Genomic DNA, 21,390 nt, shown 5'->3' on the forward strand with positions numbered 1-21,390 from the left:
TGCGTGAACCGCCGGGCGGTCGTCTAGGGGATGGCCAGCTCGGCCCAGATGGTCTTCCCGGACGCGGTGTAGCGGGTGCCCCAGCGCTGGGACATCTGGGCGACGAGGAACAGGCCGCGGCCTCCCTCGTCGTCCCGGCGTGCTCGCCGCAGGTGGGGCGCGGTGTGCGCGTTGTCGGAGACCTCGCACAGCAGGCAGCGGTCCCTGATCAGCCTCAGCATGACGGGCCCGGTGGCGTACCGGATGCTGTTGGTGACCAGCTCGCTCACCACGAGTGCGGCAGGGAACGACAGGTCGGACAGGCCCCAGGCCGCCAGTCGGCGCTCGGTGTCCGTGCGGGCGTGCGCCACCATGGCCGGGTCGGGCGGCAGCTCCAGGTCCGCCACGTGGTCGGTGCCGAGCCGCCGGGTGCGGACGAGCAGCAGCGTGGCATCGTCCGCCTGCGGGCCGGGCGGCCGGGCCGACAGCGCGCGGTCGCACAGTTCCTCCAGCGGGCAGCGCTGCCAGGTGAGCACCTGGGACAGGCGGTCGATTCCGCTGTCGATGTCGGTGCTGCGGTCCTCCACGACCCCGTCGGTGAAGAACGCCACCACACTGCCGCCGGACAGGCTCAGCTCGACGTTCTCGTACGGCAGGCCGCCCAGCCCCAGCGGCGGCCCCGGCGCCAGCGCGGACAGGGCCACCGAACCGCTCGCGTCGGCCACGATCGGCGGGGGATGTCCCGCGCTCGCCCAGACGCACCGGCCGCTGACCGGGTCGTAGATCGCGTACAGGCAGGTCACCCCGAGCGTCTCGTCGCCCAGCCCGTCCTCGGCACCGGGTTCCGAGTCCTGTGCGACCAGGCCGTCCAGCCGGGTGAGCAGCTCGGCCGGGTCCAGGTCCAGCAGGGCCAGGGTCCGTACGGTGGCGCGCAGCCGGCCCATGGTCGCGGCCGCGTGCATGCCGTGGCCCACCACGTCGCCGACGGTCAGGCCCACGCGGGCACCGGACAGCGGGATCAGGTCGAACCAGTCGCCGCCCACGCCCACGCGGCTGTCGGCCGGCAGGTAGCGGTACGCGACGTCGACCGCACTCTGCTCGGGCAGGTGCTGCGGCAGCAGGCTGCGCTGCAGGACCAGGGCGGCCGCGTGCTGGCTGGTGTAACGGCGGGCGTTGTCGATGCCGACGGCGGCCCGCTCGGCCAGTTCCACGGCGAGCGTCTGCTCCTCGGGCCCGAAGCGGTCGGGGTTGCTGCTGCGCCGGAAGGTGGCCAGGCCCAGGACCGCGTTGCGGGTGAGCAGCGGGACGAACAGGCAGGAGTGCGCGGCGGGCGCTCCCGACACGTCCGGTGACTCGGGCGGGGAGGCGTCGATGACGGGGCGGCTGGTGGCCAGACTCTGCGCCTGCGGCGACCAGGGCGGGTAGGAGACGGGGCTGGTCCGGAACTCTTCCGGTGTCCGGCCGTGCATCCGCAGCAGACTGTGGCCCGGCGCCGAGCCCGTGGGCGGCTGGCGCCCCTCGATGACCGCCGGCGGCAGGTCCACCAGCACCTCGTCGGCCAGCTGCGGCACCGCCACGTCCGCGAGCTCCGCGGCCGTACGGCGCACGTCCAGCGAGGCACCGATGCGCTTTCCGGCCCGGACGAGCAGCGACAGTCGTTCCTGGGCGCGGTAGCGCTCCGTGATGTCCAGCGACTCCTCGAAGAGGCCCAGCAGTTCGCCCCGGGCGTCCACCAGCCGGTGGTAGGAGCAGGACCAGACGTGCTCGCGCACCGGGTCGGCGGGGGCCCGCCCGCGGTAGTGCATGCCGGTGATCGGTTCGCCCGTCGTCAGCACGTGCTCCATGATCTGGTCTTCGTCCGGCGGATGGTGGCGGGAGACGAACTCGCCCTCGGGAAAGAGGTCCGCGGCCGGTCGGCCGATGTACTGGGCGATGCCGGCCAGCTCCAGATCGGTCGAGACGTTCGCCCAGACGACGCGCATGTCGGTGTCGAAGATCGTCAGGCCCACGTCGGACTCGGTCGCCAGTCCCTGCAGCATCGCCAGCTGCGCCTCCCAGCCGCGCAGCGTCTCCAGGTCGGCCGCGACCACGACGGTCGCCGCGGCGCCCCGGTGCGCGAGCGGGCTGAACGTCACGGCCGCGCGCAGGGTATGACCGTCCCGGCAGCAGAGGTCCAGCACCGTGCTGCGGGGCTGGTGCGCCGTGCAGATCCTGCAGAGGGTGGACAGCCGCTGCCCGGGCGCCGCTGCCAGCAGCCGGGCAGCCGGCTGCCCGAGCACATCCTCGGGTGAGTGGCCGAGCAGGCGCTGGGCCGAGGGTCCCCACCCGGCAATACGGCCTTCGGCGTCCAGCACCGCGGCGGCGGCCTTGGAGAGGTCCAGCGGACTGTGGAAGTCGACATGGGGGGCATTCGGAAAACGATCCATGGCACCGCTTCCCTTCGTGCCCCCTCAGGATCCCGTGCCGAGTGGCGGACGACAACCGCACGCCCTCCGCGGGGTGAGCCGCGTCGCATCGGGGCGGGGGACTCTTGCTATGCAACGAGTTGCATAGCATGATCGGCGTCATGGCGCTCGAACACGCGATCCTGGTGTCGCTCTTGGAGAAGCCAGGCTCCGGCTATGAGCTGGCCCGGCGATTCGAGCGGTCCATCGGCTACTTCTGGACCGCCACCCACCAGCAGATCTACCGCGTGCTCAAGCGCATGGAGAACGACGGCTGGGTCGACGTCCGGGACGTCCCGCAGCAGGGCCGGCCGGACAAGAAGGAGTACTCCGTCGCCGACCTCGGCCGGGCCGCGCTGACCTCCTGGCTGCACGATCCGATCGAGCCGGAGAGCGTCCGTCACGATCTGGCCGTGAAGATCCGGGGTGCCGCCTTCGACGACGACCCGGCCGCCCTGATCCGCGAGGTGGAACGGCACCGGCAGGCGCACCAGGACCGGCTGGCGCACTATCTCGCAGGTCAGGCCCGGGACTTCACGGCGCCCGAGACGAGCGAGGCCGGCCCCCGGACACCGCTCGACGCGGAGCGCGAGCTCCAGCACGTCGTCCTGCGCGGCGGCATCGCCTACGAGCGGATGATGATCGACTGGCTGGACGACGTGCTGGCCACGCTGGCCCGGTTCGGTCCGGGCCGCTGATCGCCGCCGTACCCGCCGCCGGTCCTCCCGGCCCGGCCCGCCCAGCCGCCAGACCTCCCTACCCCCCCCGTCCACCAGCCGAAAGGCGTCATCTCCCATGGCTGACCAGCTGCTGTTCAACCCGCGCACCTACGACCCCGCGCACTTCGACCCCGAGACGCGCCGCTTGCTGCGTGCCACCGTCGACTGGTTCGAGGAGCGCGGCAAGGGGCGGCTGATCGAGGACTACCGGAACCGCGCGTGGCTCGGCGACTTCCTCGCCTTCGCAGCGAAGGAGAACCTGTTCGCCACCTTCCTGACACCGTCGTCCGCCGCGGGGGAGGGGGAATCCGACAAGCGGTGGGACACCGCCCGGATAGCCGCGCTCAACGAGATCCTGGGCTTCTACGGCCTCGACTACTGGTACGCCTGGCAGGTCACGATCCTCGGCCTCGGCCCGGTGTGGCAGAGCGACAACGCCGCCGCCCGCGCCCGCGCCGCCGAACTCCTCGCCCAGGGAGAGGTGTTCGCGTTCGGCCTGTCCGAGAAGACCCACGGCGCCGACATCTACTCCACCGACATGCTGCTCGAGCCCGACGGCGACGGCGGCTTCCGCGCCACCGGCTCCAAGTACTACATCGGCAACGGCAACGCCGCCGGGCTCGTCTCCGTCTTCGGCCGCCGCACCGACGTCGAGGGCCCCGACGGCTACGTGTTCTTCGCCGCCGACAGCCGTCACCCGGCCTATCACCTGGTCAAGAACGTCGTCGACTCCTCGAAGTTCGTCAGCGAGTTCCGCCTGGAGGACTATCCGGTAGCGGCCGAGGACGTCCTGCACACCGGCCGCGCCGCCTTCGACGCCGCCCTCAACACGGTCAACGTGGGCAAGTTCAACCTGTGCACCGCCTCGATCGGCATCTGCGAGCACGCGATGTACGAGGCCGTCACCCACGCCCACAACCGCATCCTGTACGGCCGCCCCGTCACCAGCTTCCCGCACGTGCGGCGGGAGCTGACCGACGCGTACGTCAGGCTCGCCGGCATGAAGCTTTTCAGCGACCGCGCCGTGGACTACTTCCGCTCCGCGGGCCCCGACGACCGCCGCTACCTGCTCTTCAACCCGATGACGAAGATGAAGGTGACCACGGAGGGCGAGAAGGTCGTCGACCTGATGTGGGACGTCATCGCGGCCAAGGGCTTCGAAAAGGACAACTACTTCGGCCAGGCGGCCGTGGAGATCCGCGGCCTGCCGAAGCTGGAGGGCACGGTCCACGTCAACCTGGCGCTGATCCTGAAGTTCATGCGCAGCCACCTCCTCGACCCGGTCGACTACCCGGACGTGCCGACCCGCCTCGACGCGGCCGACGACGACTTCCTGTTCCGGCAGGGGCCGGCCCGGGGTCTCGGCTCGGTGCGCTTCCACGACTGGCGGCCCGCCTTCGACGCGTACGCGCACCTGCCCAACGTGAGCCGCTTCCGCGAACAGGCCGACGCCCTCTGTGCGTTCGTCGCCACGGCCGCCCCCGACGAGGAGCAGAGCCGCGACCTCGACCTCCTCCTCGCGGTCGGTCAGCTCTTCGCCCTCGTCGTGCACGGTCAGCTCGTCCTGGAGCAGGTCGCCCTGACCGGACTCGACGAGGACGTGCTCGACGAACTCTTCGCCGTCCTCGTGCGGGACTTCTCCGCGCACGCCGTCGAACTGCACGGCAAGGACTCGGCGACCGCGCAGCAGCAGGAGTGGGCGCTCGGCGCGGTCCGGCGGCCGGTCGTCGACGCGGCACGCACGGACCGGGTCTGGCAGCGGGTCGAGGCGCTGTCCGGCGCGTACGAGATGGCCCCCTAGCAGCGCCGTACACGGGGGCCGGGCCGCGCGGGCCCGGCCCCCGGACGGTCAGGCTCTCAGCCCCGCAGACACGGGACGAGCGTCTGCCGCTGGTCACTTGGTGCGCAGCATGAGGGCGAAACGCGTGCGGGCGCCGTAGACTCCGCTCTCGTCGCCGTGGACCGCGTACCGCTCCTGAAAGAGCGTCACCGCAGCCCGGACCTCCGCGTCGTAGCGGCCGTCTATCGCGCCGCCGTCATAGATGCCCGGTATCTGCTGGAGGCGTACCTGGAGCTCAAAGACGCCATGGCCGCTGTCCCCCTGGCGCAGGACGCCCGTGCCCGGGATCTCGGGGAGCGGCGGATTTGACGCGCCGGGCCGGGGCCGGTCCGTCTGCCCTGGAGCCGGGGAAGCCGGCTCCTGCGGCGCGGGACTCGCCGGCAGGGGGGCTCCCGTGTGCCCGGACGGCGGAGGGGAAGCCGCTGTTTCGGCGTCGTGGTGGATCAGCAGCCAGGTGGCGAGAACCAGTCCGCTCGCTGCGCCCAGCCCGAGGACTGCGGCGACTCGCAGGTCCCTGTGGCCGGCGCATCGCCGCCGTCCGTGAACGGTCTTCCTCCCGTAGGAGCGGTCCGGGGGAGCCGCGGCGGGTGCCGCGGGCTCCGGGCTCGGTCCATTGACCGTCGGCGGCTTTCCCACCGGCGGGGGCGGGACGGTGCCCGGCTCGGCACTCGGCCGGTGGGGCCGAGAGCGGGCATCGCCGGTCGGGTGGCCGCGCCGGCTCCGGGACTGCGACGGGCCCCCGACGGGTTCCTGCTGCTCCTCGCGCAGGAGGTCGGCGCGTGCGGCGTCCAACGCGTCCAGTACGGCTTGGAAGGAGTCCCTGGTCTCCTGCACGAGGTCACGGTCCGAGGCCGGAGTCCGTTCCCGGTTGCCGTCGTTGCGACCCACGGTTCCTCCTCGGCTCGCCTTGTTCCTCTTCGCGAGGCAATACGTAGGCCGCGCGGCTCTGTCTTCGTCCCACGGCCGGTATGTAACCCACGCCTCATGCGAAGCCCGGTCGTCAACGCTGCTGCCGGCAGGGTTACGTACCCCACATCTCGGCCGACGCTTGAGCACTCGTCCGATCCGCCTCGTTGACCCCGGTAGCCACTGACCGCTGCCCGGCTTGGGCCTCCCCTCCGTCGACTCGAGAACTGAGAACGGTCGCTCCATGGACTACTGCATTCCGTGCAACCGCACGCTCAACGGTGCCGTCACCTGCCCCGAATGCGGGGCGTACGACTCCGGCATGGCAGAGCCGAGCGAGCGGAGAGACGGCGCTCCGGCCATCGAGGCGACGATGCCGGAAGTCCGCTTCGACGGGGGGCCGGACTCCGCGGAGGCGTCCTTCCCCGGACCACCGGCTCCCTCGCAGGACCTGCCGGCAGAACGGCACGAGCGTCCGTCGCGGCTGAAGAAGTATGCCGTCCACTCCCTCGCCGCAGCCGCCTTCACCATCCTCGGCGGCCTGGCCACGGCGTCGGTGCTGCTCGAGTCGACCTCCCCACGAGCGGCTTCGCCCCCGGAGCCGTCGTTCACGGAGGCCGAGGTCCGCGTCACCGATGCACCCGCTTCGCCGGAGCGGGAGCCCACGCATCCGGCGCGAAGGGGCGTCCGGGACCGCAACAGCGACGGCAACCGGCAACCGGTGCCGGCGCCACCGCGCCGCACGTCACCGGTCTCCCGGCCTTCCACCGCCACCACCAGTGCGCCGCCACCGGTGAAGGAGAAGCCCACCCCCCGACCCTCCAGCAGCCGCCGGCCCAGCCCGCCCTCGCGAACGGCAACCCCTTCCCCGCGGCCCTCCGCCAGTCCTTCGGGCAGCATCAGCGCCTCTCCCACCAGGAGCGGTTCACCGAGCACGTCGGCTTCCCCCGGCCGCTGATCCCCGAGCGGACCCGAGCCGGCCAGGAACCACGGAGCCCCGGGCGGCGGCTTCAGCCGGGTGGAGTCGACAGGTGGACCAGGATGCCGCAGACCTCGTCCACGATCTCCCGGGCCTCCGTCTCGTCCCCGCAGTCGGCCAGCTCGCGCGCCGCCCCTCCGATCACGGTGGTCAGCACGCTCACCCGGACCCGGCCGGCGCGCCGCCGCTCGTCCACCTGCAGCAGCCGGGCGTTGCGCCGTACCCACGCGCGGTCCCACTGGCGGCGCAGCGCGTCGAAGCCCGAGGGGCCGTCGTCCTCCGCGAGGAGTCTGCCGAGCCGCCGGTTGTCCCAGGCGCCCTCCAGGTACGCCCTGGCTCCCGCCGCGAAGAGGGCGATGGGGTCGTCCACACCACGGCTGCGCTCGGAGGTCAGCGTGGCCTCCGTCCGGCCCTCCTGCTCCTCCCGGAACTCCTCCCAGAGGGCCAGGTAGAGTCCTCGCTTGCCGCCGTAGTGCTGGAAGAGGGTGCCCACCGGAATGCCGGAGCGTGTGGCGATCTCGGTGAGGCCGGCGTCGGTGTAACCGCGCTCGGTGAACACCTCCAGCGCGGCGCCCAGCAGCGCACGCCGGACCGTTTGCCGCTGCCCGGCCGGCAGGGCCGGGCCCTCCTGTCCGCCGGGCAGCCGGCCTGCCGTCCCGGTCCCGGCGGACTCCATGATGCCGCTCACCTGCAATCCTCACCTTCCGCGGCGCCGTCGCGGATGGCGAGGGCGACCAGTAGTTCCAGGAGGTCGGCGATCCGGCGCGGATTGCGGCCGGTGCGTTCCTCGATCCGGCGCAACCGGTAGTGCGCCGTGTTGTGGTGCACCCGCAGCCGGTCGGCGGCCAGCCGCAGGTTGAGGTCGGCCTCCGCGAAGGCCCGGATGGTGGCCGCCAGCGTGTCGCCGCGTCTGCGGTCCTCCTCCAGCAGCACACGTACCCGGGGATCGACCAGCTGGCGGGCGAGGTCGTCGGCGCGCAGCGCCAGGTAGTCGAACGGGGACAGCCGCGGCAGGGCCGCCACCCCGCCACCGCTCGGCACCAGGTCCAGGGCGGCCCGCGCCTCCTCGTACGCGCGCGGCAGTTCGGACGCGCCCCGGGCGACCGTGCTGATGCCCATGGAGAGCATGGTTCCCTCCCGTGCGAGCCGCTCCTGCACGGCCTCGAAGTGGGCGCATATGTCCTCCGCGTCCATGCCGGCCCGGACCACGGGTACGGCCACCACCTCTCCGTGGCGTACGACGACCAGGGTCCGGCCGGCCCAGGGCCCGGCGACGCTGATCGACGCGCTGGTGGCGTACCCGTGCTCGGCCGTGGTGAGGTCCCCCGTGCGGGTGTCGCCGACGCACATCGCCACCACCGCCATCATCGGTGAGCGCGGTCCGATGCCGTACGCCTGCGCCGCGGCGAACAGCGGACCGCGCGTCGGGGCCACGCCCGCCAGGAGCTGGTCCAGGAGGTCCCGGCGCTCCCGGTCCGCGTCCGCCACCACGTGCTGCTGGAACTCGACGTACGCCTGCGCCGCGTGGGTGCTGGCGTAGTCGACGTACCGCATCAGCGGAGTGACGAGGGACAGTGCGGCCTGCTGTGCCTCGACGGAGGTGCCCGCGCAGTCCAGCAGCGCGTCCCACATCACCTGCCGGCCGACCCGGAAGGCGCTGATCCAGTCCTCCAGGGCGAACCCCGCGCGGGCCCGGCGCATGGCGGCCGCCCGGCTGAAGACGAGGTCTTCGGCAGCGATGTCGCGGTCGCCGGCCAGTGCCGCCAGCTGCATCCGGTAGTGCTCCAGCACCTGGTCCCGTACGTCGTCGAAGAACCGTCCGTCCTGCAGTGCGTACGACGGGATCTCCGCACGCATCACCGCGACGGCGGTCTCCGCCACCTCCTCGATCCGGTCGTGGACGGCGTGCAGGATCCGTTGCCGCTCCCGGCGGAGCGGTTCGGGCATCGGGGGAGTGTCCCGGGCAGGACCGAGAAGCATGGCGCCGATCGTCGTCGTCCCGATCGTGCTCCGTCAACAGGCTCGGCGTGAGACTTCTTGCGGTACCTGTGCGCGGCGCACAGTCCGGCGACCGGGAAGTTGGGTGCTCGCACCCAATGTGCGCCTGGAACGCCCCCACCTACTGTGACGCTCGCCCACCCCCCAGCACGTCGGAAGGGGCGTCACTCATGCTCGCGGTCGAAGGTATCACCGTGCGCTTCGGCGGCATCACGGCACTGGACGGTGTTGCTTTCACCGTCGAGCCCGGCACCGCCGTGGGGCTCATCGGGCCGAACGGAGCCGGCAAGACCACCTTGTTCAACTGCCTCACCAGGTGCTGCACCCCGGATGCGGGAGCGGTGCGGTTCGACGACGAGGACCTCCTCGTCCTCCCTCCGCACGCCGTGGCCGGGCGCGGCATCGCCCGCACCTTCCAGAACCTCGGCCTGTTCCCGCAGCTCACGGTTCGGGAGAACGTCATGGTCGGCGCCCACAGCCGGGGGCGCACCGGACACCTCGCCGCGGCGCTCCGGCTGCCCCGCGTCCGGCGGGAGGAGAGGGAACTACGTGACCAGGCGGACGACCTGCTACGGCGGCTCGACCTGGCGGACATCGCCGACCACCCCGCCTCCGGGCTGCCGTTCGGCACGCTCAAACGCGTCGAACTCGCCCGGGCGCTCGCGGTCCGCCCCCGGCTGCTGCTGCTCGACGAACCCGTCAACGGGCTCAGCCACGGCGAGGTCGGCCAATTCGCGGATCTGGTCCGCTCGGTGCGCCAGGAGTTCGACCTCACGCTCGTGGTGGTCGAACACCACATGGGGTTCGTGATGGGCCTGTGCGACAAGATCGTGTGTCTGGACTTCGGGCGCAGGATCGCCGAAGGCTCGCCGGAGGAGATCCAGCGCGACCCGGCCGTCGTCGAGGCGTACCTGGGGGTGGCGGCGTGACCGAGCCGACCACCGACCGCACCGAGGCCGCGGCGAGTGCGGAGCCGGACTTCCTGACGGTGTCCGACCTGCACGCGGGATACGGCCAGGCCCGCGTGCTGCAGGGCCTCGACTTCTCCGTGGCCCGCGGTGAGGTGTGCGCGATCCTCGGACCCAACGGGGCGGGCAAGACCACGACGCTGCGTGCGCTGTGCGGCATGGTCCGCGGCCGTGGCTCGATCACCCTGAACGGCAGGCAACTGCTGGGCCGCTCGCCCGAGCAGGCCGCCCGGGCCGGCGTGGCGCACGTGCCCGAGGGCCGCGGCACCTTCAACGACCTGACCGTCGAGGAGAACCTGCGTATCGGCGCCCACGTACGCACCGGCCCCCCATGGCGGGGCCGTGCCGGGCGTGCGGCCGTGGCGGCCGATCTGGAACGGATCTACGGCCACTTCCCCAAGCTGCGCCAGCGCTCGCGTCAGGCCGCCGGCAGCCTCAGCGGCGGGGAGCAGCAGATGCTCGCCATCGGGAGGGCGCTGATGCTGCGGCCTTCCCTGCTGCTCCTGGACGAGCCGTCCCTGGGACTCGCCCCGCTGGTCACCCGCGAGCTGTTCGAGATCGTCCGTGCCGTCAACGAGGAGGAACGCACCACCGTGATCGTCGTCGAGCAGAACGCCCAGCTCGCGCTGGACATAGCGCACCGGGCGCACGTACTGGAGGCCGGCCGCCTGGTGCTGTCCGGTCCGGCCCGGCGGATCCGCGAGGACGGGCAGGTCGCCGAGGTGTACCTCGGTGTCTCCGTCGGCTCCCGCAAGGCCGGGTGAGCGCCGTGACCGACCTTCTGCAACAAGTGGTGGAAGGACTGGGCTCCGGCGCGGTGTACGCGAGCCTGGCGCTGGCCCTGGTGCTGATCCACCGGTTCACCGGGATCGTCAACTTCGCGCAGGGCGAGCTGGCCATGCTCTCCACGTACGTCGCCTGGCAGCTGGTGGCGTCCGGGATGCCGTTCTGGCTGGCGCTGCCGGTCACCCTCGCGGTGTCCTTCGCCGGCGGCATGCTGGTCGAGCGGATCGTCATCCGTCCCGTGCAGGGCGCACCCGAGCTGACGGTGGTCATCGTCACCGTCGGCCTGTTCATCTTCGTCAACGCGCTGGCCGGCCTGATCTGGTCGTTCACCGTCAAGGACTTCCCGCAGCCGTTCCCCGACGGCGGGTTGGACCTGGCCGGCGTGCGCGTGGACTGGTCGACGCTCGGGATCCTCGGTGTGGTGGCCGTCGTGATGGGCCTGCTGTACCTGCTGTTCCAGCACACCTCGGTCGGCCTGGTGATGCGGGCGGTCGCCTGCAACCCCACCTCCGCCCGGCTGTCGGGCATCCGGGCGGGCCGGGTGCTGATGCTCGGCTGGGGGCTGGCCGCGACGGTCGGCGCGGTGTCGGGCGTACTCGTCGCCCCGGTGCTTTTCCTGGAGCCCAACATGATGGGCGGGGTGTTGATCTATGCCTTCGCCGCCGCCACCCTCGGCGGCTTCGACAGCCCGGTGGGTGCGGTCGTCGGCGGCCTGTTCGTGGGCGTCGCCGAGACGCTGACCGGGGCGTACGTGGATGTGATCGGTGCCGATCTGAAGGTGGGCGTACCCCTGGTGATCATTCTGGCGGTGCTGCTGGTACGGCCCCAGGGTCTGTTCGGACGGGCGGCGGTGGAACGCGCATGAGCACGATCACGACCGTACTCGGCACGGACCGCGCCCGACGCCTGCGGGCCGCGCTCACCGTGCTGCTCGCGGCGGCCGCCGCCGTCGGCGCACCTTTCTACTTCGCCCCCTTCCAGGTCTTCCAGCTGACCATGGTGCTGCTGTACGCCGTGGCGCTGGCCGGGCTGAACCTGCTGGTCGGCTTCGGCGGGCAGATCTCCCTCGGCCACGGCGCGTTCTTCGCGGCCGGGGCCTACACGGCGGCGGTCATGCTCGACCGGTACGACACCGGCCACCTGGCCACGCTGCCGGTCGCGGCCGCCGGAAGCTTCCTGCTGGGCCTCGGCTTCGGCGTGCCCGCCCTGCGGCTGCGCGGGCTGTACCTCGCCCTGGTCACCCTCTCGTTCGCGGTGTTCCTGCCGCCGCTGCTCAAGCGGCTGGAACCGGTGACGGGCGGCTCCATGGGACTGACCGTGGACAAGCTGCGGCCGCCCGCCTGGAGCGGGCTGGCGGAGGACCAGTGGACGTACTTCGTCGTCCTCGCCGTCACCGCGGTGGCTCTGCTGCTCGCCCGCAACCTGCTGCGCTCCCGGGTCGGCCGGGCACTGCGCGCCGTGCGGGACAACGAGAGCGCCGCCGAGGTCATGGGCGTGCGGCTGGCGCTGCACAAGACCCTCGCCTTCGCGTGGAGCGCGATGTTCGCGGGTGTCGCCGGATGTCTGTACACCTGGGTGATCGGCTTCGTCTCGCCCGACTCCTTCGGCTTCGTCCTGTCCGTCACCCTGCTGGCCGGCTTGGTCGTCGGCGGGCTCGCCTCGCTGTACGGACCCCTGCTGGGCGCGGCGTTCGTGATGTACGTGCCGAGTGTCTCCCAGGACCTGAGCGAGGCCGCACCGGGAGTGGTGTTCGGCCTGCTGATCATCACGGTGATGTTCGTGGCCCCGACCGGCCTGGCCGGTCTGCCGGGCCGTGTCCTGGGCGCGGTCGCCCGTCGTGTGCCCCGCGCCGCCACCGCCCCCGACCGGAGGCCGGAGGCCGGTTCCACGCCTGATCCGGAGGCGAACCCGCAGGCCGGAACCGGACCCTGCGTGACCCTCACCCCTGCCGCCTCCGCAGTTGCCGACGCCGAACCCGTGGGCGCCCCGCCCCGCACGGAAAAGGAATGATTCACATGCGCAAGACGACCGCTCTGCGGGCCGCCGCGGCCGCCACCGCCGCCCTGCTCACCGCAACCGCCTGCAGCAGTCAGCGAGGTCAGGACGCCCAGGACACCGCTGCCGACGGCGCGTGCAAGGGGCAGCAGACCACGGGCATCACCGACAAGACCATCAAGCTGGGCGGGGTCTACCCGCTGTCGGGGCCCGCCTCCGCGTACGGCACGATCAGCAAGGGTGTGGCCGCCTACTTCAAGTACGTCGACGACAAGGGCGGCATAGACGGCCGCAAGGTCGAGTTCACCGTCCGCGACGACGGCTACCAGCCGCCCAAGGCGGTCGAGGAGGCCCGCAGACTCGTCGAGCAGGAGAAGGTCTTCGCGGTGTTCCAGACGCTGGGCACCCCGTCCACGGCGGCCGTGTGGGACTACCTGAACAAGCAGAAGGTGCCGCAGCCCTTCGTCGCCACGGGAGCCTCCGTCTGGGGCAGCGACGACAAGCACCCCTGGACCATCGGGTGGCAGCCCAACTACGTGGCCGAGGCCCGGGTGTACGCCAAATACCTCAAGGAGGAGAAGCCGAAGGCCGAGGTGGCGGTCCTCTACCAGAACGACGACTTCGGCAAGGACCTGCTCGGCGGGTTCAAGAAGGCCCTCGCCGGCAGCGGCGTGAAGGTGGTCGCCGCGGAGAGCTACGAGGTGACCGACCCCTCCGTGTCGGCACAGATGGCGAGCCTCGCCCGTTCCAAGGCGGACGTGCTGCTCGACATCACCACGCCCAAGTTCGGCAGCCAGGCTCTCGCCGCCGACGCCAAGGACACCAAGTGGAACCCGCTGCACATCGTGAACAACGTGGCCTCGTCCGCCGCCGTGCTCCGGCCCGTCGGGTTCAAGAACGTCCAGGGCGTGGTCTCGGCGACCTACTTCAAGGACCCCGCCGACCCGCAGTGGGCGGACGACCCTGAGGTGAAGACGTACAAGAAGGCCCTGCACGCGTACGCCCCCGACGCGGACCCGGCCAACCAGTTCAACGCCTACGGCTGGGCCGTCGCCTCCAGCCTGCACCAGGCCCTGGACGCGATGAAGTGCCCGACCAGGGAAGGACTGCGGGATGCGGTGCGCGATCTGAAGGACGTGAAGGTGGGCATGCTGCTGCCCGGTGTCACCCTGTCCACGGGTCCGGGCGACGCCTTCCCGATCGAGACGATGCAGCTGATGCGGTTCAAGGGCGAGCGGTGGCAGCTGTTCGGCAAGCCGGTGGACACCCGCAAGGAGTTCGGCCCGCTGACGAAGTGAGCCGGCGGGGGCGGTCCCGGTCGATGCCCCGACCCCTGGGCCGCCCCCGCCCCCCTCACCGCCCCGTCACCGACGTGAGCGGACCCACGTGCTCAGACGGCGTTCAACCCTCCGTCCACCACCAGGCTCTGCCCGGTGACGTAGGAGGCGCGGTCGGAGAGCAGGAAGGTGACGGCCTCGGCCACCTCCCAGGCGGTGCCCTGGCGGCCGAGCGGAATGCGGCTGAACGAGGTGGTGCGGGACGCCCGCCGGGCCGAGGCCGCACGGCCCATCGGGGTGTCGATCAGGCCCGGAACGACCAGGTTGGCGCGGACCCCGCGCAGCCCGCCCTCCTTGGCGACATGCCGGGTGAGACCGAACAGGCCCGCCTTCGAACTGTCGTACGCGGGCGAATCGGTGGCCGCGCGCAGCCCGGCCACGGAACCGACGAAGACGATCGACCCTCCGTCGGCGATCGCGGGCAGCCCGTACTTGGCGGCGAGGAAGGGGGCGCTCAGGTTGAGCGAGAGCACCTGCTCCCACTGCTGCGGTGAGGTGCCCGCCAGGCCCGTGCCGAGACCGATGCCGACGTTGACCACGAGCGCATCGAGCGCACCGAGTTCGCGGACGGCCTCGGCGACCATGGCCGAGGACCGGTCGGGATCCGTGGCGTCACCGACCAGGGCGAGGCCACGACCCCCTTCCGCGCCGACGAGAGCGGCGGTGGCCGCCGCCGCGGAGGCGGAGACGTCGGCGCAGGCGACGGAGGCTCCCTCGTGGGCTGCGAGCACGGCCAACGCCCGCCCGTTGCCCACCGGTGCCTCCGGATCGTCGGCGGGACGGGTGCCCGCTCCGACGACCAGTACGTTCCGGCCGGTCAGCAGGCCGGCCGGGTGGTTCGCGGTGTGCTGCGGCTCAGGCATCGTCATCTCCCGTCCTGGTAGGAGCGGGCAGGGTGTCGGTCGCGAAGCCGGGTTCGAGCGGGGTGCCGGCGGAGTTCAGGAAGAAGGCGACCATGTGGTACTGGCCGACCAGCATGGTGATCTCGATCAGCTGTGCCTCGTCGTGGTCGGCGGCGAGTGCCGACCAGGTGGCCGCGGACAGGCGTGCGTCCCGGTGCAGTTCGTCGGCGGCACGCAGCAGCCGGGCGTCGGCCGGCGTCCAGCCCTGAGCGTCCGGGCCCGCACCGACCCGCCGGATCTCCTCGTCGGTGAGTCCGGCCGCCCTGGCCAGCGGTACGTGCCGCCCCCATTCGTACGGGGCCCGGGCGTTGCGGGCGGTGCGCAGGATCAGCAGTTCCCGGGTCCGGTCCGCAAGCCGGCCGTCGCGCAGCAGATGGGTGCCGAACGGCAGGAAGTGCCGGAAGAGGCCAGGGTGCCGCACCAGGGTGGTGAACACGTTGGGCAGGCGGCCGTCGGCGTCCCGGGGAATCGGGGCGAGCAGCTCCCGGGCGGACGGGTCCCAGCCGTCCTCGGGCAGCGGCGCGAGGCGCGGGTGGTGCGGGTGCTCGTCGGTCATGCGGGTCTCCGTACGGGTCGTCAGGAGTGCGTGGCACCAGGGCGGTGCCGCCGTGCCACTGTCCTTTCGGCGGCGGGGAGTTGTCGACGGCTCCCTGGCCAAGGCCGCGGGGCGGCATATTGTTCAGATGCACAACGGCCGGTGCCGGAGGGCGGAGGCGGGATCGATGTCCGGACAGACGGGTGCGGCGGCGCCCCTGAAGCGGGTCATCGCCGCGATGACCGCCCGACAGGGGCCCGTGGGCGGGGGGTTGTACACGGAACTGGTGGGACACGTGCCGTCCTACCGCGCGGTTCCGCGGGACCTCCTGGACGGGATCTGGCACCGGCACTTCCAGCGGGCTCTCGCCGTGGTGCGGGAGGGGACGGTGCCCGCGCCGGAGGACCTCCGCGAAGCCGACGTGGCCCGGGACCGGGTCGCCCGAGGCGTGCCGCTCGGCGACGGGCTCAGCGCCTTCCGCCGGGCGCTGAGCGCGATACGGGACCTGTTCATCGCCGAGGCGACCGAACGCGGGCTGGACCCGGGCCTCATCGTCGACCGCACCAAGTGCCTGTGGGAGCTGGCGGACGTCGCGAGCCTGCAGATCGCCGCCGTCCACCGGCAGGCCGAGGTCGCCTCCGCCCTGTTCGACGCCCGCCGCCGCGCCGAGTTCCTGCGCGGCCTGCTGTACGGGACGCTCAGCGCCGCGGAGGTCCACGGTGGTGCGGCCGTCTACGGACTGGACGCGTCGCGGCCGTACCGGGCCGTCAGAGCCGTCCCGTACGGCGATGCCGGTCCGGACGCGCTGGACCGCTCCCTGGAGTCCCGGAGCCGCAGGAACGGCCGGGGCGCGCTGTTCACCGTGCTGGACGACGCTGTCGTCGGGGTCGTCGAGGCCAGGCCGGAGACCGGTGGCCTGGAGATGACGGCCGGGCTGGGCCCGCCGGCGGACCTGGCCGCGGTGCACCGCTCCTTCCGCGCCGCCGGCAGGCTGCTGCAAGCCGCCCGTGCCTATGGTCTGCGCGGCGTGTACGACCTGAGCGACCTGTCCTGGCGGGTGGCGGTCGTCGCCGAACCGGAACTCGCCGAGCTGCTGCTCGACCGCTACCTGCGCCCGCTGGAGGCGGAGGGGGAGTTCGGCGCCCTCGTCGAGGAGTCGGTGCGGGCATACCTGGAGGGCGGACGGCGCATCCGCGAGGTCGCCCGCGGCGCACACGTCCATGTCAACACCGTCCGCTACCGGCTGCGTCGCTTCGAGGAGCTCACCGGCACCAGCCTGGACGCTCCGGACACCGCGGTGGAGGTCGGCTGGGCCCTGGCGGCACGCGCGCTGAGGACACCTCCACGAGGCCGGGCGTCCACCGGGTTTCAATAGGCGATCGGTGGCCTCGTACAAGGTGGTGTCCAGCGGTGGAGAAGCGGATGACGGAGCTCGGCGAAGGACACGACGATCCGTTCGCCCTGCACCTCGCCGCCTTGGCGGTGCTGGACGACCGGGGAGTCGTGGTCGGATGGAGCCGGCGGGCGCAGGAACTGCTCGGCCATCCGGACGCCGCCGTGCTCGGTCGTCGGGCGTTCGAGGTCCTCGTCGATCCTCGCGATCTGCCGGCTGCCATGGAGGCCGTGGCGAAGTGCAGACGAGCCGGCGGCTGGGCCGGCCTGCTCCCCTTGCGGCACCTCGACGGGCGGCTCGTGGACATGGGGCTGAGGGCTCATGCGCTCTCCCGCGGCGACCGGGTCCGTGAGTGGATTCTCGCCGGCGCTCCCGCGGTCGACGTCCTGGAATGGCAAAGAGACCGCGCGATTCTCGACGGACTGTACCGCCGGTGCCCGATCGGCCTGGTCGTCCACGGCACCGACCTGACGGTTCTCCGGGTCAACCGGGCCATCGAACGCTTCAGCGGCGTCCCGGCTGCAGACTTCCAGGGGCTGCCCACCGGTCGTTTCCTCGTCCCCGACGACGCGCGCGAGGCCGTGGACCGTGTGCGCCAGGTGATGGAGACCGGAAGGCCGATGGTCTACTCCGAGCAGTTCGTCCGCCTGGAGTGGGATCCGGCACGAGAGCGGGTCGCGATGGTCTCGTCGTTCCCGATGACGGACCCCTCCGGCCGCATCCTGGGTGTGGCCGAGATGATCGAGGACATCACCGAACGCCATCGCGCCCAGCGTCGGCTCGCGCTCCTGGACCAGGCCGGCAGCCGTATCGGAACCACCCTCGATGTGGCCGAGACCGCCCGGGAACTCGCCGAGGTGATGGTGCACCTGGCCGACCACGTATCGGTGGACCTGCTCCAGCCGGTGACGCGCGGTGAGGAACCGGCGCGCACCCTGGCCGGGCCCCTGGTCCGGCTGGGAGCCTGCAGCGTCGGTGTCCAGCAAACCGGCCCGCCCCACCCCCACGGCGAACCCGTGGCGTTCGCGTCCGACACGCCGCAGGCCAGGTGCCTGGCCGAGGGGCGGCCGGTCCTGGAACCGGTTCTCCCGCCCGACTGGTTCTCGGCGGGAGGCCGCCAGGGGCCCCGCACTCCGGACCTGGGCGTCCACTCGCTGATCGTGGTACCTCTTGTCGCACGTGGCCTGGTGCTGGGCGTGATGACCCTGTGGCGTTCGCGCCGCCCCGATCCCTTCGAGGCGGACGATCTCACCCTCGCCCAGGAACTCGCCTCGCGCGCCGCCCTCGCCATCGACAACGCCCGGCGTTTCACGCAGCAGCAGCAGACCGCGTTCACCCTGCAGAGCAGCCTGCTGCCCCGGGCCGTACCGGACCAGTCGGCCGTCGAGGTCGCCCTGAGGTACCTCCCGGCCAGCGCGGCCCCGGGTCTGGGCGGCGACTGGTTCGACGTCATTCCCCTGTCCGGGGCCCGGGTCGCCCTCGTCGTCGGGGACGTGGTGGGACGTGGGATCCACGCTGCCGCCACCATGGGCCGACTGCGTACCGCCGTACACACGCTCGCCAGCCTCGACCTGGAACCGGACGAGGTCCTCTCGCGCCTTGACGACCTGGTCGACCTGCTGGCGGCCGAACAGGAAGCAGCCGGCGAACGGCCGGTGGACGAGCAGGTCGTCGGCGCGACCTGCCTGTACGTCGTGTACGACCCGGCCTCCGGGCGCTGCTCCGTGGCCCGGGCCGGTCACCCGCTGCCGGTGGTGACCGCTCCGGACGGACGGGTGGCTCCGCTCGACCTGCCCGCCGGCCCGCCCCTCGGACTGGGCGGCCTGCCGTTCGAGGCGCGGGAGATCGACCTGGCCGAGGGGAGCCTGCTGTGCCTGTACACCAACGGACTCATCGGCGAACGCCACATCGACGCCGACACCGCCTTGACGAAGCTGTGCGCAGCCCTCACCCGCCCCTCGGACGCATTGGAACGAACATGCCAAGCGGTGGTCGACTCGCTCGTGCCCTCGCGCCCCAGTGACGACGTCGCGCTGCTGATCGCCCGCACCCGCATGCTGCCACCGGACGATGTCGCTTCCTGGCAGCTGCCGCCGGAGCCTGCCAGCGCGGCCCGGGCTCGGGCGTTGACCTCGGCCAAGCTGACCGAATGGGGTCTGGAACACCTGGCGTTCACGACGGAGCTGATCGCCAGCGAACTGGTCACCAACGTCTACCGGTACGCCAGCGGCCCCGCGACCCTACGGCTGATCCGGGAACGGACCCTGGTGTGCGAGGTCAGCGACACCAGCCACACCTCACCGCACCTGCGCCGTGCCCGCACCACCGACGAGGGTGGGCGCGGCCTGTTCCTGGTGGCCCGGATGGCCGAACGCTGGGGTACCCGCTACACCCGCGAGGGCAAGACCGTCTGGACCGAACAACCACTGACCGGCACACTCACCTGACCGTCCGGGCCGGGCGCCGGGACGCGGGCCCGGGGCGGACCACAGGGGCGGCGTTTATGGCCGCTCCCGTAGCCCGCCCCGCCGCCGTGCTCACTCGGCTGCGGCGAGCAGCCGTGCCTCGCTCTCCTCGTACAGCCGCCGGTTCTCGCGGCTCTCGGCGGCGCGGCGCCGGTGGTCCAGCCGGCTGCCCAGCCAGCCCGCCAGATAGCCGAACGGGATGGAGACCAGGCCGGTGGACTGCAGGGGGAACCAGCTGAAGTCCGTGTGCGGGAAGACCGCGGACGGCGTGCCCGAGACCGCCTTGGAGAAGACCATCAGCACCAGCGCGCAGGCCGTGCCCCCGTAGAGGCTGGCGAGCACGCCGGTGCGCGTGAACCCGCGCCAGAACAGGGAGTAGGTCAGTGCGGGGGCGACCGCCGATGCCCCGATGCAGATGGCCAGCGTGGTCAGCACGCCGACGTCCCAGTTCTGGACCAGGACCGAGAGCAGCACGGCGACGGTCCCCACCGCCACGCTCGTCCACGCCGCCACCGTCATCTCCGTACGCGGTGCCGCCCGTTGCCGCCGCAGCGCATGGGCGAACAGGTCGTGGGCGAGCGAGGAGGCCGCGGCCAGGGTCATCCCCGCGACCGAGGACAGCAGGGTGATGAACACCGTGCCCGCCACGGCCGCGTAGAGGACGGTCGTACCCGCGGAGCCGGCGCCGCCGCCGAGCGCACGGGACAGCATCAGCACCGACGTCCTGCCGTGCGGATCGGCCGCCGTGATGTCCGGCGATCCCACCAGGGCCGCCGCGCCCGTACCCAGGATGATCACGAGCAGGCAGAACGTGGTGACCGTACCGACCGCCCACGACATGGAGCGGCGCACGGCGGGCACGTCGCGTGCGGAGTACAGCCGCATCGTGATGTGCGGCAGGCAGGCCGCGCCGAGGATCACGGTGATCTGAAGGCCGGCGAAGTCCAGCCGCTGGGCTGCCGAGGTGCCCAGCTGGAGGCCTTGGTGGAGGAATGCCGGGCCCGTGCCGCTGCCGCGCTCGGCGGCCCGGAGCACCTCGCCGGGGCTCCAGTCGAAGCGGTTGAGGACCAGGGCGGCGACGGTGATGCTCGTGCCGAGCAGCAGCACGATCTTGATCATCTGGACCAGCGCGGTGCCCCGCATGCCGCCGATCGCCGCATAGATGATCATCAGGCTGCCGACGAGGACGATGCACACCGTCCTGGCGCCCGCCTCGTGCGACAGGCCCAGGATGAAGGTGAGCAGCGACCCGGCCCCCGAGAGCTGGACCACCAGGAAGGGCAGGGTGGCCGACAGCGTCACCACGCAGGAGGCGATGCGGACGGCCCGCCCGGGCATGGTGCGGGCCAGGACGTCGCCCATGGTGAAGCTGCCGGCGTTGCGCAGCGGCTCGGCCAGCAGGAACATCAGCAGCACCAGCGACAGGGCGGTGCTGACCGCCAGGACGTAACCGTCGTAGCCGGCGAGCGCGATGATGCCGGTGGTGCTCAGCACCGTGGCCGCGGAGATGTAGTCGCCCGCGATCGCCAGGCCGTTCTTGAGCGGGGTGAGGGAGCGGTAGCCGGTGTAGAAGTTCGTCAGGTCGTCGCGGTCCGGCCCCGCCATCACACACATCAGCAGCGTGAGGGTCACCAGGGTGCTGAACAGGACCAGGACGAGTGCCTGGGTCCCTGAGCCGTAGTCGTTCATCTCGCCACTCCGGCATCCCGGACCGGCCGGACCGCGCGCTCCCTGACGGCCCGCGCCAGCGGGTCCACCGAGTGCCGTGCGCTGCGTCCGTACCAGAAGACGGCCGCGAAGGTGACGAGGAGCTGGAGGATCCCCAGGCCCATGCCCAGGCTCAGCTCCCCGGCTATCGCGGAACCCATCAGGTCGGGCGCCCAGCAGGACAGCACCACGTACACCACGAACGAGCCGAGCGCGGTGAGCGTCGAGACCCGGCGCAGTCCCCGGTAGGCCGAGCGGAGGGCGGCGAGGTCGGCGGCGGGCGGCTGGGGCTGGTGCGCGTGCGGTGGCGGTGGGTACCGGTCGTCGTCGGGGTGTGTCATCGCATGGCCTTCCGGTGCGGCTCGGGTCCGTGGGAGGTGGCGGTGAAGGGTGTGGCGGCGCACGATACCGACTGGTTGGAATGCGCGATAAAGCCT

The 21,390-nt window shown here is 72.0% G+C and carries 17 protein-coding genes; 9 read left to right on the plus strand and 8 right to left on the minus strand.

The window, feature by feature from the left end:
* Positions 1-23: 23 nt before the first annotated feature.
* Positions 24-2,405 carry a SpoIIE family protein phosphatase gene (locus ACIP4Y_RS13440; RefSeq protein WP_401391933.1) on the minus strand — a complete coding sequence of 794 codons (2,382 nt, stop codon included), beginning with the start codon at positions 2,403-2,405 and terminating at the stop codon, positions 24-26.
* Between the two features lie 140 nt (positions 2,406-2,545).
* Between ACIP4Y_RS13440 and ACIP4Y_RS13445 the strand changes: the two genes are divergently transcribed.
* Positions 2,546-3,121, plus strand: coding sequence for a PadR family transcriptional regulator (locus ACIP4Y_RS13445; RefSeq protein ID WP_358641904.1), 576 nt, complete (start codon positions 2,546-2,548; stop codon positions 3,119-3,121).
* Positions 3,122-3,218: 97 nt separating this feature from the next.
* On the plus strand, positions 3,219-4,943 hold the full coding sequence (locus ACIP4Y_RS13450; RefSeq protein ID WP_401391936.1) for an acyl-CoA dehydrogenase family protein: 1,725 nt from the start codon (positions 3,219-3,221) through the stop codon (positions 4,941-4,943).
* A 93-nt stretch (positions 4,944-5,036) separates the two neighbouring features.
* Here the strand turns inward: ACIP4Y_RS13450 and ACIP4Y_RS13455 are convergent, their stop codons facing one another.
* The 3 genes from ACIP4Y_RS13455 to ACIP4Y_RS13465 form a co-directional block, all read right to left on the minus strand.
* Positions 5,037-5,870 carry a peptidoglycan-binding protein gene (locus tag ACIP4Y_RS13455; protein ID WP_401391939.1) on the minus strand — a complete coding sequence of 278 codons (834 nt, stop codon included), beginning with the start codon at positions 5,868-5,870 and terminating at the stop codon, positions 5,037-5,039.
* Positions 5,871-6,898: 1,028 nt separating this feature from the next.
* Positions 6,899-7,555, minus strand: coding sequence for a TetR/AcrR family transcriptional regulator (locus ACIP4Y_RS13460; protein ID WP_401391942.1), 657 nt, complete (start codon positions 7,553-7,555; stop codon positions 6,899-6,901).
* On the minus strand, positions 7,552-8,814 hold the full coding sequence (locus ACIP4Y_RS13465) for a PucR family transcriptional regulator (protein WP_401391945.1): 1,263 nt from the start codon (positions 8,812-8,814) through the stop codon (positions 7,552-7,554). Before ACIP4Y_RS13465 ends, ACIP4Y_RS13460 begins: the two co-directional genes overlap by 4 nt.
* A gap of 221 nt (positions 8,815-9,035) precedes the next feature.
* On the opposite strand from ACIP4Y_RS13465, the gene ACIP4Y_RS13470 reads away from it, so the two are divergent.
* From ACIP4Y_RS13470 to ACIP4Y_RS13490, 5 genes are read left to right on the plus strand one after another with little or no spacing between them, the layout of a single operon-like run.
* Entirely contained in the window at positions 9,036-9,794 is a 759-nt protein-coding gene (locus tag ACIP4Y_RS13470) for an ABC transporter ATP-binding protein (RefSeq protein WP_401391948.1), read from the plus strand.
* Positions 9,791-10,597, plus strand: coding sequence for an ABC transporter ATP-binding protein (locus tag ACIP4Y_RS13475; protein WP_401391951.1), 807 nt, complete (start codon positions 9,791-9,793; stop codon positions 10,595-10,597). Before ACIP4Y_RS13470 ends, ACIP4Y_RS13475 begins: the two co-directional genes overlap by 4 nt.
* A 5-nt stretch (positions 10,598-10,602) precedes the next feature.
* A complete protein-coding gene (locus tag ACIP4Y_RS13480) occupies positions 10,603-11,484 on the plus strand; it encodes a branched-chain amino acid ABC transporter permease (RefSeq protein WP_401391954.1) in 882 nt (293 codons plus the stop codon).
* Entirely contained in the window at positions 11,481-12,629 is a 1,149-nt protein-coding gene (locus ACIP4Y_RS13485) for a branched-chain amino acid ABC transporter permease (protein ID WP_401391957.1), read from the plus strand. The genes ACIP4Y_RS13480 and ACIP4Y_RS13485 overlap by 4 nt, the downstream gene beginning before the upstream one ends.
* 5 nt (positions 12,630-12,634) lie before the next feature.
* Entirely contained in the window at positions 12,635-13,912 is a 1,278-nt protein-coding gene (locus ACIP4Y_RS13490; protein ID WP_401391960.1) for an ABC transporter substrate-binding protein, read from the plus strand.
* 92 nt (positions 13,913-14,004) lie between these two features.
* On the opposite strand, the gene ACIP4Y_RS13495 is transcribed toward ACIP4Y_RS13490, so the two are convergent.
* Both ACIP4Y_RS13495 and ACIP4Y_RS13500 read right to left on the minus strand, forming a co-directional pair.
* A complete protein-coding gene (locus ACIP4Y_RS13495) occupies positions 14,005-14,814 on the minus strand; it encodes an SDR family NAD(P)-dependent oxidoreductase (RefSeq protein ID WP_401391963.1) in 810 nt (269 codons plus the stop codon).
* Complete coding sequence (locus ACIP4Y_RS13500) at positions 14,807-15,409, minus strand: carboxymuconolactone decarboxylase family protein (RefSeq protein WP_401391966.1); 603 nt, start codon at positions 15,407-15,409, stop codon at positions 14,807-14,809. The genes ACIP4Y_RS13495 and ACIP4Y_RS13500 overlap by 8 nt, the downstream gene beginning before the upstream one ends.
* A gap of 166 nt (positions 15,410-15,575) precedes the next feature.
* Here ACIP4Y_RS13500 and ACIP4Y_RS13505 point away from each other — a divergent pair, with 166 nt between their 5' ends.
* On the plus strand, positions 15,576-16,763 hold the full coding sequence (locus tag ACIP4Y_RS13505) for a PucR family transcriptional regulator (protein WP_401391969.1): 1,188 nt from the start codon (positions 15,576-15,578) through the stop codon (positions 16,761-16,763).
* A gap of 47 nt (positions 16,764-16,810) precedes the next feature.
* Positions 16,811-19,228: a SpoIIE family protein phosphatase gene (locus ACIP4Y_RS13510; protein WP_401391972.1), complete on the plus strand. Its 2,418-nt coding sequence runs from the start codon at positions 16,811-16,813 to the stop codon at positions 19,226-19,228.
* A gap of 90 nt (positions 19,229-19,318) precedes the next feature.
* On the opposite strand, the gene ACIP4Y_RS13515 is transcribed toward ACIP4Y_RS13510, so the two are convergent.
* Both ACIP4Y_RS13515 and ACIP4Y_RS13520 read right to left on the minus strand, forming a co-directional pair.
* The gene (locus tag ACIP4Y_RS13515) at positions 19,319-20,935 is read right to left on the minus strand and encodes a cation acetate symporter (protein ID WP_401391975.1); all 1,617 of its coding nucleotides are present in this window, start codon (positions 20,933-20,935) and stop codon (positions 19,319-19,321) included.
* Positions 20,932-21,294, minus strand: coding sequence for a DUF485 domain-containing protein (locus tag ACIP4Y_RS13520; protein WP_358641934.1), 363 nt, complete (start codon positions 21,292-21,294; stop codon positions 20,932-20,934). Before ACIP4Y_RS13520 ends, ACIP4Y_RS13515 begins: the two co-directional genes overlap by 4 nt.
* Positions 21,295-21,390: the final 96 nt, after the last annotated feature.

Origin of the sequence: Streptomyces sp. NPDC088810, from assembly GCF_044750305.1 — a bacterium.
In the GTDB taxonomy this organism is placed as follows: domain Bacteria; phylum Actinomycetota; class Actinomycetes; order Streptomycetales; family Streptomycetaceae; genus Streptomyces.